Source organism: Flexithrix dorotheae DSM 6795, from assembly GCF_000379765.1.
Lineage (GTDB): Bacteria > Bacteroidota > Bacteroidia > Cytophagales > Flammeovirgaceae > Flexithrix > Flexithrix dorotheae.
The window spans coordinates 76726-90648 of the sequence record NZ_KB903438.1; the positions used below are offsets into that span (position 1 = coordinate 76726).

Sequence of the window (13923 nt, forward strand, 5' to 3'; positions counted from 1 at the left end):
TGAATTGCTTAATTTTGCATTTTCAACCTGAATGCATTTTTTGTTTTTTAAATGTATTGTTAAATCAGGGATTTGGTGCACAATAGCCTTTGCTTGTCTGCTCAATTCCTAAAATTGAAAAGAACCAATTAAAATTAGAAAAAATGAAAAAAATCTTTCCAGCTTTTATTTATGGCTTAATCAGCATGTTTTTGTTTTCATGTATTGATGAACCAGAACCTTCCTATATAGATGATGAGGATAAGGTTGAACAATATATTGCCGACAATAATCTCAATGCTGTAAAATCAGATTTTGGGATTTACTATGTTGAACTGGATGGAGGTTTAGGAATTACTCCGAATGATTCCAGTGTGGTTGATGCTTCGTTTTCCCTTGGTTTATTAGATGGGAAACTGGTAGATACTGTATCAAACTTTGTGTTTACACCGAATATTACACCTAATGCGGAAGTAAACGAATTCAGAACTTTAGGGCAACTTTATGGAATAATGGAGACTAATCTGCAAGGAAAGAATTTTGTGATTATGCCTTCCAAATTGGCATTTGGTACCAGTTCAGGAACAATTGGAAATACTTTTATTGAGGCCAATTCTATTCTTACCTCAGTGATACAGATCAATGCTATACGTACAAAGGAGGAGCAGAAAGGATATGAAGATCAAATGATTTTAGATTATTTGGAGGAGAATAATCTTGAAGCTGAATTGATTTCTGAAGAAGGGCTTTATAAGGTTTTATTGGAAGAGGCAGACACTACTGCAAAGCCTATTAATGGTTTGAATATCACAGTAGCTTATGAAGGAATTGTGTTGCAGACCGGAGAAAAATTTGATGAATCTGAAAGTGCAGTATTTACATTTTCGGATGAAAGCTTAATTAAAGGGTTTTATGATGGTATCGCCACCATGAAAAAAGGGGAAAAGGCCATATTTATCATGCCTTCTCACCTGGCTTATGGAGCCACTGGTCCTTCTCAGGGCAGTACCATTTACCCATATAGCGCATTAATTTTCAGGGTAACCCTTTTAGATGTTTAATTTTGATGATATTATTGCCCGATCATATTTTGATCGGGCATTTTTTTAGCTGATAAGTTTAGTGTTTGAGTAAACTTACAGGCTTCTAAATGCATTTACCTGTTGTAGTTCAACAAACTTTATTATGACTATTTATAAAACTCAGAATTTGAAATTTTTCCGGAAATTTATTCAGTATTTATTGGCATTAGGAATTTTGTCATTTTTAGGAAGTTGCGAAGAAGAGGAAAAAGTTATTATGACGCAGGATGAAAAAGATGAAATTATATTAACCAATTACTTTCAGGAAAATAATATTCAAAATGTTCAACAATCTTCAACAGGATTATACTATATAGTTTTAGAAGAAGGTACCGGAGAACAGGTACCTAACCAGGTTGCCGTTACGACCGAATTCAAAACCAGAATTCTCTATGAGAAGGTGGTTCAGAGCTCAGAATTTACAGGACAACGTGTTTTCCAAACTGCTACAGGGCAAATCGCCACCGGAGTAGATGAGGACGGAAATTATGAATATGGTAATTCTTTGGTAATGGCCGCTGAGGTGGAGGCTGTAAAAGAAATGGCTGTAGGAGGGAAGAGAAGGCTTTATGTCCCCTCCAGGTTGGGTTATCCTAGTGGTACCGGTTCAAATAATTCTACATCAGGGCTTAGAATTCCTGCCAATACTGTCACCACAGTTGATCTGGAGGTGATTAAGTTTGAATTATAATTTTTAATTTCCCAGCCATACGATTCTATGAGTGCTTTACCAAAAATTTGCTTTGCTACTAATAATGAGAATAAACTGAAAGAGGTGAAAACACTACTGGCAGGTAAGTTTGAGGTGGTAGGATTAAAGGAAATTGGTTGTGAAGAGGATGTTCCTGAAACTCAGGAAACTATTGAAGGCAATTCTAAACAGAAAGCCGAATATATTTGGGACAATTACAAAATCAATTGTTTTGCGGATGATACAGGCTTGGAAGTTCCCGCCTTGAATAATGAACCTGGAGTTTATTCGGCAAGATATGCAGGACCTCAAAGAGACTCCAAAGCTAATATCAATTTGCTATTGCAAAAACTGGAGGGAAAAACAGACCGATCAGCACGCTTTAAAACGGTGGTTTCCCTGGTCCTGGATGGGAAAGTCGAGCAGTTTGAAGGGATTGTAAATGGGAAAATTATAGCTGAAGAAACCGGCACGGATGGATTTGGCTACGATCCTGTGTTTGTGCCCGAAGGGTTTAACCAGACATTTGCGGAAATGACTATGGAAGCTAAAAATAAAATTAGTCACAGAGGAAGAGCGGTGCGCAAGCTGGTGGATTTTTTAATTTAAGCTTTTAGTGCTGCTTCGTATTCTTTCAAAACCTCCTTGAATTTTTTGATGACATCCTCTAAAGGAATATCAAGCCGGCCTCCAGCTGCATTTTTGTGCCCTCCACCGTTGAAATGTTTGGCCGCTAATTCACTAACTGAAAAATCTCCTACCGACCGGAATGACATGGAAATACCATCATTCCTATCAGTAAACATGGCAGCCAGTTTAATTCCTTCTATGGAGAGTGCATAATTTACAAGACCTTCAGTATCTCCGGTTTTGGAGTTAAATCTTTTCAGATCTTCAGCCTTTATGTAAATAAAAGCGGTATTATATTCCCGGATAATTTCAAGTCGGTTATCCAGGGCAAAGCCTAAAAACCTGATTCTGTTTTCGGAATTTGTATCATAAACCAACCTGTGAATTCTTTCTGTATTCAGTCCCCTGTCCATTAATACGGCAATATTTCTATGTACCTTGCTGGAGGTACTGGAGTATTTGAAAGAGCCCGTATCGGTCATGATGCCTGCATAAATGCACTCTGCAATTTCCACATCAATCATTTTCTGATCTCCCAGTAGGGTTATGAAATCAAAAATTAACTCTGCGGTAGCTGAGGCTTTGGTATCCCAAAGTTCATATTTGGCAAAATCCTCTTTTCCCAAGTGATGGTCAATTAAAACTTTTTCTGCGGGAGATTTTGCAATAGGTTCTCCAAGTTTTTCAATCCGATCCAGGCTGGAAAAATCAAGACAGAATATTAAATCGGCCTCATTGATTTTCTTGTTCAATTCCGCCTGGTTGCCATTTTCATAAATTGCCACCTGCTCATTACCTGTCATCCAAAATAAAAACTGTGGGTATTCGTCCGGTGAAATTACCAGCGTTTCATGTCCCTTTTTTTGCAGGTACATGGATAAGGCCAAACAAGAACCCAGGGCGTCAGCATCAGGCCTTCTGTGAGGGACTATAATTACTTTCTGAGAGGATTGTAGCTTTTCTTTGAGCAATTCAAGATTACGCATCACATATTCGGAAATAACCAGTCACAAAAATGTAAATAAATAACTGCAATTACAATAGTGTTTTTTTGCCAAAAATTGATTAAGCTAATCAGGATTCTCCTTATTTATTTACTTATGTTATATTTGGAAAGTTTAAATTTTTAATTGTGATGATGCATCCCTTTTTAATTGGAATTACTGGCGGAAGTGGTTCGGGGAAAACCTATTTTCTGAATAAATTACTGGAAAGAGTTGGAAAGGAGACAGTGACTTTACTTTCTCAGGACAATTATTATCGCCCTATGCATTTGCAAAAAAAGGACGAAAACGGAGTGGAAAATTTTGATCTGCCTGAATCGATTGATGATAAATGGTTTGCAGAAGATATTGCAAAGCTTAAAGCGGGAAAGACTATCCAGCTCAAAGAATATACTTTTAATAACCCGGTTGTTCAACCAAAAACATTGGTTTTCAAACCATCCCCGGTTATCATTGTGGAGGGTATATTTGTATTGCATTATCCCGAAGTGGCCAGACAAATCGATCTGAAACTTTTTATTGAGGCGAAGGATATGATAAAAATAAAGCGAAGGATTCTTCGTGACAATGAAGAGCGGGGCTATGATTTACATGATGTGCTTTACAGATACGAACATCATGTGATGCCTGCCTACGAAAAATATATTGGGATTCACAAAAGAGATGCAGATATTGTGATTTACAATGACCAGAAGGTTAATAAGGCTCTGGATGTAATGGAAACTTTTATAAAATCGAAACTGAAAAATGCTTGATAAATTTGCAGTGATTGGAATGGGCCAGTTTGGCTTTCGGGTGGCTAAACAACTTACCGTAAAGGGAGCAGAGGTGCTTGCCATTGATAAGGATATTGATCGTGTGGAAATGATCAAGGATGATGTCACTTATGCGGTTGCACTGGATTCTACTGATATCAAAGCTTTAAGTTCCCAAAATTTACAGGAAATGGATGCGGTATTGGTGGCTATTGGGGAAAATATTGAGGGATTGCTGCTTACTACAGTGCTTTTGTTGGAATTAAATATAAAGCGAATAGTAGCCAGGGCTATGAGCCAGCAGCAAAGGATAATTCTAGAAAAATTAGGGGTAAAAGAAATACTTTCTCCGGAAGATGAAGTGGGACTAATGGTAGCCGAGTTAATGCTGAATCCTACCATGAAAGCTTTTTTGCCACTACCGGATAATTACGAAATTGCCGAAATTCAGGTGCCTAAAAAGATTTGTACCAAAACTGTGGAAGAAATAGATTTTGAGGGAAACTATAATTTGAGGTTAATTACCATCAAAAGGATTTATGAGGAAATGGTACAGAATCAAATGAAAGATGTGGACCATCTGGTTCAGAAAATTAATCGGGATACTATAATTGAGCCTTCTGACATGCTCATTGTAATGGGTAAATCTGGTGATGTAGAGAAATTTATTTATTTAAACAGCTAGAAATCCGGTTGTTATCTCTTGGAAAATCAATCTGATTATGAAATTTAAAGGCCTTTAACTTTTTGTGTTAAAGGCCTTTTCTTTTTCTAGTGATGATGATCACTTTCCTTATAGTGTTTTTCTAATAAATCCTCTCCAAAATCATTCTTTAAATCTCTCCATACTGTATGGATGTGATTGGCTTCATTTTGGGAATTATCGTATTCTATTAATATGGTAGGGCCATGGATTCTGTAATAATGGGCGTCTCCTACTTCAAAACTTCCTGCCCATGCAAAATGAAGTTGATCAAACCCGGCTTTTTTTATTTGTGACATTTGTGTGTGGGCAATGTCTTTTTCCATATTCTGGATATACACATTTAATAATTCACTGAAAACCAGTTTTTGAGCTTTGGTCAGTTTAGAATAAGGCAGTCCTTCAATTTTTTCGAGTTTTACTTTTCTATCTGCAGCTGTGACAATTTCATTTGGAGCTTCATCCATAATTACAGCGATATCCTGTTGCTCTTTATCCAGCATTTTCACCAGCTTTCTTCCCAATTCTTCTTCCTGCTTTAAAACCTGTAAACCTTTTTTCTCCCCGGAAGGTACTTTCCCTGGATTCGATCCCATAAAAGCCGGAGTAATTGAAAGTTCTCCGGTAACTGCTGAAAAATTTAATGAAAGGTGATGGCCTTCAAATCTCCATCCCCAGGGTTCTTTGGCAGATGGTTCACCAAAAATGGAAAAATAATAAAGTTCAGGATGCCTTCTTCTGTCATCAGGGCCTCTTCCTTCCAGCTCTCTTAATACAAGTTCTAATTCCATAATTGCCCTGACCTTGTTGTAGCCCTGGGTGCTCAATGCAGTTTTTAATAAGGCTATTCCCTTTTCTCTTTGGGATTGGTCCAGTTCTTCAAATGGTAACCCCTTTCTTTCTCTGGGGATGTAATGCCAGTTTTTTCTTTCATCAGTTTTGAAATCGAAACTGGCTTTTTCGGCTTGTGCAGTATTTAAACTGGCTAAAAATGCCTGAGCTGCATTCAACATATCAGCATTTTTTAAATTTAATTGATCTTCATTTTCGTCTGTAGATATGCTGCTAAACCTAAAAGCTACAATAGAGGCGATAATAAGGGTAGCGGCTACGAGTATAAGTTTTTTCATTAGTCAATGGGTATAAAGTAAGATTAAGTACCATCACTGATTAATTTAGAGCACTTCCTTCTCAATATTATTCAGTGTTGGCACAATGGAATACATTAAATTTTGTCCAATTACATTTTAAGTAAAGATAAAAAGATAATGTTTCGATTTCTACTTCTTCTTTTTACTCAATACCTCGACTAGCCGTCCGCTTTTTTTGTTGCGTAATGCTGTTTTGCGCCTTAAATACGTATCGTTTTAGGTAAAAATAAAGGTGTATAAAAGCGAATTCTATTTTTTCAACTTTACTAGACTTTTTACACAATTCTCTGAAGGTACAAAAAGCAGCAGTAATCTATATAAGATTGACACTGGAAAAGGAAAAAGGTTATATCAACCAGAATTAAATTCTTCCAGGAGATGTGGGAGTATTTTGAATTAAAATAGATTTTTAAGAGATGCCCAGAGTAATTTCTTTTTCCCCACATCACCCAATAACTCTGATAAACTGTCGGAAAAAAGAAAGGAATGAGCACCATTTTTCACAGGAAAATAATTCACAGCCGAATCACCCAGAGATATGACGGAGGGATGAATACCAAAAACAATTAGCTGTTTGAAATTAAATTCTCCAGAAAGTTTTGGGAAATCCAATGCAGCATTATCAGCCATATTCACCAGGGTAAACTGGTTGAGCGTCAGGTTTATAGCACTCATTATTTTGAGAAGCAGGTCATATTCCTGTGTTTTGAGGAGGTCGGTAGTTTGCTGGTCAATTAAAACCAATACATTTTTGTCTTTTTCACCATAAAATTTTATAGCCTTGTTATCATCATTTGTGATGGAAGCTGGATTAAGTTCTTCGGAAATTTGGGGAGTATTATTCTCTTTTTCAATTACAAAAATGGGTTCTTCCAGGAAAACCTTTAAAAAACTATAGTCCTTTTCTTCCATGGGCTAAATATTGGTGCTAGCTAAACGTTATGGTGAAATTTTGCTGTAAAATGCTTTAATGGCTGGATGAGAAAAATACTGAGCCTTAAAAAACCTCTTAAACAACTGGGTTTAAGAGGCCTGTAATTTTTGAGGTTAAACAGAAAAGCTTTCTCCACATCCACATGTTCTGGTCGCATTAGGATTGATAAACTGAAACCCTTTTCCATTTAGTCCATCTGAAAAATCGAGTGTGGTACCCAATAAGTATAGAAGACTTTTCTTATCCACTAATATTTTAATGCCTTTATCTTCAAAAACTTCATCTCCTTCCTTAGTGGTAGCATCAAATTCCAGGTCATACATTAATCCGGAGCAACCACCCCCTTTCACCAAAACCCTTAAGTTATGGTTGTTAGAATGACCATCCTGCTTTCTTAGTTCAAATATTTTATCTTTTGCTTTATCTGTAACTGCAATCATTTTTTTTAGATCAAATTTTTATTTTCCAATACAAAAATATATTACTTTAATCAACATCACAAAGACCAGCTCTTTTCCAGAAAGTAATAACACATAATATATCTTTTGAGTTTGTTATTTTCCGAAATGCTTTAAAATTCGTTAATTAAACTTTACTGATTTTTCTTTTTTCCCTTTTTATTTCCCTTTTTCCCCACAGGAACTACACTGGAAATTACTCCAGAACCTACACTTCCAACGATATAGGCAATGAATGATTTTTGATGATCCCTTTCCATTTGAATAATTCCCTGTCGGTATTTTTTAGTATCTGGAATGTTTTTGTTTCTGGTTGCGGTGTTCACAGCAAATGACAGAAACCCGGATTTTGTTTTTCCGTTTTTTACTTTTTTAGGCAATTTAAGCACTTCAAATTTCAGGTTCTGATAGTGGAAATCCATGGTTCCATTGGATTCGGTATTGTCCGCCTCAAACAGGAAGTCTAGTTGATTTATCTCTCCCGAAGAAATTTTTATGAGTGCAAAACTTTCCATAAAAGGATTGAACTTTTCCATTGGCATGTTATTTAAATTACCTGCTATGGAAAATGTGTTTTGGAGATCAGCTACGGGTATTTTTACATTCACGCCTAAATTTCCTCCCATCATTTTTCCGTTTATCCTGGTAGAAAAAACAGGGTTTGTTTTTAAATATTCCGGGGCATTTGTCAGGTTATCTCCCAAAATATCCAAATCTGTAAAATACATAGTTGCAGACTGATCTACTCCATTGTCGGGGAAAAACTCTACCGTAAGGTTTGCATTTTGCACTTCAAGTGTATCAATGGAAATGGGCAAGGGCAAATCCCTGATGATTTCAGCCATTAGAGGTTTTGATTTTCTGGGTCTGTCTGGTAATCGCTTGTCTGTATATAGTTCAAATTCAGGATTTAAAATGCTTAGGTTTTTCATTTTAATAATTCCATTTTCGAACCATGTATTCATATCAATTTCCTTCAGTTGAATTTTATCAATTTGGGCTTTTATCCAGGGTTTTTCATAGGGAATTATTGCATTATAAGCCGTTTTCGACAGCCTTGGTGTGAGTGCAGGAGTTTCAATTTGAATATTTAAAGTGGTGTCGTTGGTAGAAAAGCTTACCTGCCCGGAGGTGAGCATATGGTCTTTTAAAATATTACCGGTAAAGCGCTGGGCACCCACTTCAAAGTATTTGAAATCGAAAACATCTCCGCTGGCCAAAGTAGAAGAATCCATTTGAAATGTTTTCATGGAAAGGAAAAAAGAGTCGAGTGTAATGGCATAGAGACTGTCCTGCGACATGTCAATCAGGGAGAATTTTCCTTTTGTTATACCAATTTCACGTATGGAAGCAGATTGGAATGTTTCGGATAAAACCTGGTCGAAAACTATTTTATTGGGCGTAGAATTAATTAGAGGATCCAGGAAATAACTGATTTCTGGTTTGCTAACAGTGATTTTCTTAATTTCAATGAGGTTGTTAAAAATCAGATCTCTTATTTCCAACCCTCTCAGGCTTGCCATTTCCACTTTTACACTTGCCAGTGCTTTCAATTGTTTGGCTTCCATACTGTCAATCAGACCTGCCTTGGGTTCCATGGACAGGCCGTGAACGGTAAGGTTCCCACTCAAAAAACCAGTTTCAATTCTTTCTATTTTATAATCGTAAAAACCAGTTGGGTCCTGATTGATGTTTTCTGCAAGCGTTTTCTTTACCAGAAAAGAAATATAATCATCTACTCTCCAAAATAAAAAACCAATTATTCCTGCAAGTGCGAGAAACAGGGCCCATAAAATTGATTTTTTTTTCATTTTTGATAGAAGTAAATTTGTTTTCAACTATTTTGATGCTTAAATGAATTAGGTTTTAGGTGGCTTTGGTTTAAAGATATTACCTGTGATTTTTGAAATGTAGGGAATCCTTGAAATTTTTTTTCTTAATGCGAAAAAAACGGGGACACTTAAAAATGTAAGATCCCATAAAAATGGTTTGATTAGTCCAGCAAATATCGCAATAATGGCAAGGGTCGGTTCTGTGATGGCTTGTTTTTTCAAAGTGAGGATTGTGGCATTGGGAAGTTCGGGATTTACCAGTCTATGGTTGTGAGTGGCATATTTTAAGCTTAACCACGAGAAGATACCCACCAAAAATACATTCAAACTATAAAGAATTTTAAATTGGTAAATTTCAGGAAAAACTGTCATATAGCCATTCCAAAAAGGAAGAATGACGAGGAATAAGAGGAACAAAAGTTCCAGCCAAATGAAAGTCGTATTCACCACCATTATATTTCCAAAATGCTCTAAATGTTTTAGCCAGTAAATGGAAATCATCACAAAGGTGATCATATATATGCCCATCTTTGGAATTTGAGCGGCCGCAAAATCCAAAATTTGTTCTTTCTCAAGGTTTTGTTCAAGATCAGGAATTTCCAGTCCTAAAATCATGATGGTCATGGTAGCTGAAAAAAGCAGGTCTACCAGAAACCTAAGCCTTGTGCGCCATTCCTTGTTTTTTATGTCTTCCATTTCCATTTTCTCTTGACGAATTTACTTTATTCCTCTATGTTTCTTAAAGGTCAGGTTTCAGTAGTTTAATTGCAAATTCCTTTCTGTGAAGTTTGTATTCGCTTATTTTTGCTACAGAAATGTAATGGATTTTATAGTGAAACATGAAATAGAGCCAACCTGTTTGGAAAATCAGAGGTGGGAAGGCTTTTAGTTGGAAAAGACCAAACTTTTCTTATTTATAATTGTTCTAAAGAAAATGTTTAAAATTATAGGTGAATAGCCTTTTTTTTTTGACTTTTGCAAATTCATTATCAAAATAGAAAAAAATGCTCGAAATAAAGAATCTACACGCTTCGATTGAGGATAAAAAAATATTGAACGGAATTAACTTAACAGTTAAGCCAGGGGAAGTGCATGCCATTATGGGGCCGAACGGTTCTGGAAAAAGTACATTAGCTTCGGTGCTGGCAGGTAGGGAAGATTATGAAGTGACAGAAGGAGAAGTGAATTTTATTGGAAAAGATTTGTTGGATATGGCTGCAGAGGAAAGGGCAAGAGAAGGCTTGTTTTTAGCATTTCAATATCCCGTTGAAATTCCCGGAGTAAGTAATACCAACTTCCTGAAAACGGCTATCAATGAAGTAAGAAAGCATAGAGGAGAAGATCCTCTAGATGCTGTGGCTTTCCTTAAATTAATGAAGGAAAAGATGAAGATTGTGAATATTGATCAGTCATTAATGTCCCGATCATTGAACGAAGGGTTTTCCGGTGGTGAAAAGAAAAGAAATGAGATTTTCCAGATGGCAATGCTGGAACCGAAATTATCAATTTTGGACGAAACTGATTCAGGTTTGGATATTGATGCATTGAAAATTGTATCTAATGGTGTAAACAGCCTGAAAAGTAAGGATAATGCTACTATTGTGGTTACCCACTACCAGCGATTATTGGATTACATAGTGCCGGATTATGTACATGTTTTGTATAAAGGCAGGATCGTAAAATCAGGAACAAAGGAATTGGCCCTAGAGCTGGAAGAGAAAGGATATGATTGGATAAAAGAAGAAGCGGCAGTTTAAGGATTGTTTTCTTTTTTCTTTTTAAAATAAAATTATTGAGAATGAACGATATCAATTTAGTTGATTTAAAAAAAGGACTTAAGGAGCAGTTCGATAAATTTCAGGGAAACATTAACGGACAGGGTAAACTGGCCTTTAATGAGGTGAGGAAGCATGCCCTTCAGCAATTGGAAAAAATCCAGTTCCCGACAGTAAAGGATGAAGAGTGGAAGTATACTAATGTGCAGAAAATTCTAAAGCATGAATTTGCTTTTGATTTGCCTTCTTCCGGGAAAATTCAGGAAATAGAATCTTATATCATTCCTGATCTGGATGCCCACAGGCTTGTTTTTGTAAATGGGAAATTATCTGAAGAATTATCTGAAATAGGGCAGGAAAATGGCTTGACCGTGCTGAACATAAAAGATGCTCAAACTCAGTATGGCGAATTGGTAAATGAACATTTATCAAAATATGCTGCTTTTGAGGAGGACGCCTTTACCGCTTTGAGTACTGCCTTTACAGCTGAAGGAGCTTTTATTAAGGTGGATAAAAACAAGATCATAGAAAAGCCAATATTAATTTTTAATTTTACTGATTCCACTGCTGCAAATGCCATTGCCATGCCGAGGAATCTGGTAATTGCTGAGGAAAACGCTCAGGTTACCGTGATAGAAGATTATGCAGCAATCGGAGATAATTATGGTTTTATTAATTCTGTGACGGAATTTAAAGTGAGTAAAAATGCCATAGTTCACAATTATAAATTACAGAATAAGTCAGATAAAAACTTCTTTATAGGCACTACTCAGGTACACCAGGAAGGTGATTCTCATTACAATAACACAACGATCACGTTGGGTGGAGATCTGGTGCGAAACAACCTGAATATTCTGTTGGATGGAGAACATTGTGAGGCCTTTATGAATGGTCTTTATCTATTGAAAGACAAACATCATGTAGACAATCATTCAATGGTGGATCATTTAAAACCAAATTCTTATAGCAATGAGTTGTATAAGGGAATTATGGATGGGGAATCGAAAGGGGTTTTCAATGGGAAAATTTTTGTGAGACCAGATGCTCAAAAAACCAATGCCTTTCAGGAAAATAAAAATATACTATTGTCGGATAAAGCCTCTATTGATACCAAACCACAATTGGAGATTTGGGCTGATGATGTAAAATGTTCGCATGGAGCTACTACTGGAGCTTTGGATGAAGAACCTGTTTTTTACCTAAGGTCAAGAGGAATAGATGAGGACAAGGCTAAGGCATTATTAATGTTCGCCTTTGCCAATGATGTATTGGAAAGAATAAAATCTGAACCTTTTAAAAATCATGTGGCAAAATTGATTGGAGAAAGGCTAAAGCAGGAGATTTGATATTTCCGGTTAGGATAAAATAATTTTGAAAGGAAGGAATACCTATTTGGGATTCCTTTTTTTTTGCATTCTCCCTCAATTTCTCTATTTACATAAAATTATTTGGAGGAATATTACGAAGTAATGTTTCAAAAAAAATGAAATAAAATTTGACTAAATTAATAATAAATTGTATTTTAATAATAATTGATGAGACTATTCTGGTATTTTAAAAGCTGGTGAACATTAAATTTTAACGATCAGGGTAATAAATCTAATTATTAGGCTTTATGATAATAAAAGTTATCATTTAATTTGGTTAACAAGTGATTTATATTACTTGAGGCTTCCATTAGATAACTTTGAAGAAATAGTTTTTTTAATAAAAGCTTGTAATTATTTAATACTTCTCAAAGTATTTTTTCATACTAGCTATTTTTCTTACAAATCTCAGAAATAATTAAAATCATGTCAGAACAACTAAAAACTAAGGAAAAAAAGAACAAAGAAATTGGGATAGAACCTGCTGTATCAAAGAAATATGATGCTTACATTTCGGCCATAATTGTAATTGGTGCCTTACTTCTTGTAGGATTAGTAATTTTAAATGCCGATGTAGTTTGGTAGGTAATTCGTTTATTTATCATCACAACCTTATTCCATTTTAAAACAGGACTTAGTCCCATTACTTATTTGCCTATTGTAATCCGATTCTACACTACGTTATGATTATTCCAATTTATTAAAAGAAACCAGAATAATAATTTGGTTTCTTTTTTTATTTCTGGATGTTCTAGTGCGAGTAGCAGAAAGTCTATTCTAACGAAGTAGATGTGTGATTTGTTGGTGTTAATCAACTGATTACCAGTAGCTAATTCATGATATAAATTTGCTTCCAATCGAATTAGCAATAAAAATCATTTCAACTTTCATTGAGATTCTTTAGTTAGATTGCTCAACAGTTTCTTAAAACTATCTGAGTTATAGTTGGCAATGCCCACATTTTTGTAAACTATCTTCCCATCAAGGGAAATAACAAAGGTAGTTGGAATGGAATTACTGCTATAAACTTCTGGTCTTACGCTGGCTGGTCTGTATACGGGAAATGTATAACCTTTCTTTTCAATAAATTTCCTGATTTTAGTTTCGTCTTCATCAGTGGAAATCATCAAAAAAATTATATTACTATCAGCTGTATTATCATACAATTCCTGTATACTTGGCATTTCGGCTATGCATGGAGGACACCAGGTTGCCCAAAAATTCATAAAAACTATCTTCCCTTTTAATTCTTCCAGGGAAAGTTCATTGCCTTCCAGGTCAGCTAACCTGAAATTATAACTGGCACTGCTCTGCTCTGCAACAGGGATTTCCTCATGGCCATTATGAATACCTGTTTCTAATACTGCTCTTTGTAAAAATCCAGCCACTTCGGATTGAATCCCGGTAAGAAAAATAAAGGCAAAAATGCCTACAATTATGCCTAATTCAATGAATTCTCTTTTGGTTGATTTTTTCTTTTTTTTTGCTTTTTCGCTCATTTCCTGGAATAATAAATTATTTTGCCAATCCCGATAACCCCGAAAAAACCGGATAAATTCCAA

General features: G+C 35.6%; 15 protein-coding genes. 8 read left to right on the top strand and 7 right to left on the bottom strand.

Features of this window, described 5'->3' with window-relative positions; translation table 11 throughout:
* Positions 1–143 precede the first annotated feature (143 nt).
* From A3EM_RS0112630 to A3EM_RS0112640, 3 genes are all read left to right on the top strand, one after another.
* On the top strand, positions 144–1040 hold the full coding sequence (locus A3EM_RS0112630) for an FKBP-type peptidyl-prolyl cis-trans isomerase (protein WP_157637859.1): 897 nt from the start codon (positions 144–146) through the stop codon (positions 1038–1040).
* A 124-nt stretch (positions 1041–1164) separates the two neighbouring features.
* Positions 1165–1752, top strand: coding sequence for an FKBP-type peptidyl-prolyl cis-trans isomerase (locus tag A3EM_RS45795; protein WP_020528584.1), 588 nt, complete (start codon positions 1165–1167; stop codon positions 1750–1752).
* 27 nt (positions 1753–1779) lie between these two features.
* Positions 1780–2361: a non-canonical purine NTP diphosphatase gene (locus A3EM_RS0112640; RefSeq protein WP_020528585.1), complete on the top strand. Its 582-nt coding sequence runs from the start codon at positions 1780–1782 to the stop codon at positions 2359–2361.
* Here A3EM_RS0112640 and A3EM_RS0112645 read toward each other — a convergent pair.
* Positions 2358–3368: a DHH family phosphoesterase gene (locus A3EM_RS0112645; RefSeq protein ID WP_020528586.1), complete on the bottom strand. Its 1011-nt coding sequence runs from the start codon at positions 3366–3368 to the stop codon at positions 2358–2360. The genes A3EM_RS0112640 and A3EM_RS0112645 overlap by 4 nt on opposite strands.
* A 149-nt stretch (positions 3369–3517) precedes the next feature.
* Here A3EM_RS0112645 and A3EM_RS0112650 point away from each other — a divergent pair, with 149 nt between their 5' ends.
* Together A3EM_RS0112650 and A3EM_RS0112655 are read left to right on the top strand one after the other, a co-directional pair.
* Positions 3518–4141, top strand: a complete 624-nt coding sequence (locus A3EM_RS0112650) for a uridine kinase family protein (RefSeq protein ID WP_026210266.1) — start codon at positions 3518–3520, stop codon at positions 4139–4141.
* Entirely contained in the window at positions 4134–4826 is a 693-nt protein-coding gene (locus tag A3EM_RS0112655; protein WP_020528588.1) for a potassium channel family protein, read from the top strand. Before A3EM_RS0112650 ends, A3EM_RS0112655 begins: the two co-directional genes overlap by 8 nt.
* Before the next feature lie 86 nt (positions 4827–4912).
* Here the strand turns inward: A3EM_RS0112655 and A3EM_RS0112660 are convergent, their stop codons facing one another.
* The 5 genes from A3EM_RS0112660 to A3EM_RS0112680 all read right to left on the bottom strand — a co-directional run bounded on the left by A3EM_RS0112660 (position 4913) and on the right by A3EM_RS0112680 (position 9915).
* Positions 4913–5974, bottom strand: coding sequence for a DUF3500 domain-containing protein (locus A3EM_RS0112660; RefSeq protein WP_020528589.1), 1062 nt, complete (start codon positions 5972–5974; stop codon positions 4913–4915).
* 417 nt (positions 5975–6391) lie between these two features.
* Entirely contained in the window at positions 6392–6907 is a 516-nt protein-coding gene (locus A3EM_RS0112665) for a hypothetical protein (protein WP_020528590.1), read from the bottom strand.
* Between the two features lie 135 nt (positions 6908–7042).
* Positions 7043–7369 (bottom strand): HesB/IscA family protein, encoded by a 327-nt coding sequence (locus A3EM_RS0112670; protein WP_020528591.1) that lies wholly within the window; start codon positions 7367–7369, stop codon positions 7043–7045.
* Positions 7370–7521: 152 nt separating this feature from the next.
* A complete protein-coding gene (locus A3EM_RS0112675; RefSeq protein ID WP_020528592.1) occupies positions 7522–9198 on the bottom strand; it encodes a DUF748 domain-containing protein in 1677 nt (558 codons plus the stop codon).
* Between the two features lie 48 nt (positions 9199–9246).
* A complete protein-coding gene (locus A3EM_RS0112680) occupies positions 9247–9915 on the bottom strand; it encodes a TMEM175 family protein (RefSeq protein ID WP_157637860.1) in 669 nt (222 codons plus the stop codon).
* 308 nt (positions 9916–10223) lie between these two features.
* On the opposite strand from A3EM_RS0112680, the gene sufC reads away from it, so the two are divergent.
* The 3 genes from sufC to A3EM_RS47520 all read left to right on the top strand — a co-directional run bounded on the left by sufC (position 10224) and on the right by A3EM_RS47520 (position 12946).
* Positions 10224–10976 (top strand): Fe-S cluster assembly ATPase SufC, encoded by a 753-nt coding sequence (gene sufC, locus A3EM_RS0112685; protein WP_020528594.1) that lies wholly within the window; start codon positions 10224–10226, stop codon positions 10974–10976.
* 41 nt (positions 10977–11017) lie between these two features.
* Positions 11018–12340 carry a Fe-S cluster assembly protein SufD gene (gene sufD, locus A3EM_RS0112690; RefSeq protein WP_020528595.1) on the top strand — a complete coding sequence of 441 codons (1323 nt, stop codon included), beginning with the start codon at positions 11018–11020 and terminating at the stop codon, positions 12338–12340.
* Between the two features lie 447 nt (positions 12341–12787).
* Positions 12788–12946, top strand: a complete 159-nt coding sequence (locus tag A3EM_RS47520; protein ID WP_020528596.1) for a hypothetical protein — start codon at positions 12788–12790, stop codon at positions 12944–12946.
* 302 nt (positions 12947–13248) lie between these two features.
* On the opposite strand, the gene A3EM_RS0112705 is transcribed toward A3EM_RS47520, so the two are convergent.
* On the bottom strand, positions 13249–13860 hold the full coding sequence (locus A3EM_RS0112705) for a TlpA family protein disulfide reductase (protein WP_044238290.1): 612 nt from the start codon (positions 13858–13860) through the stop codon (positions 13249–13251).
* Between the last annotated feature and the right edge of the window lie 63 nt (positions 13861–13923).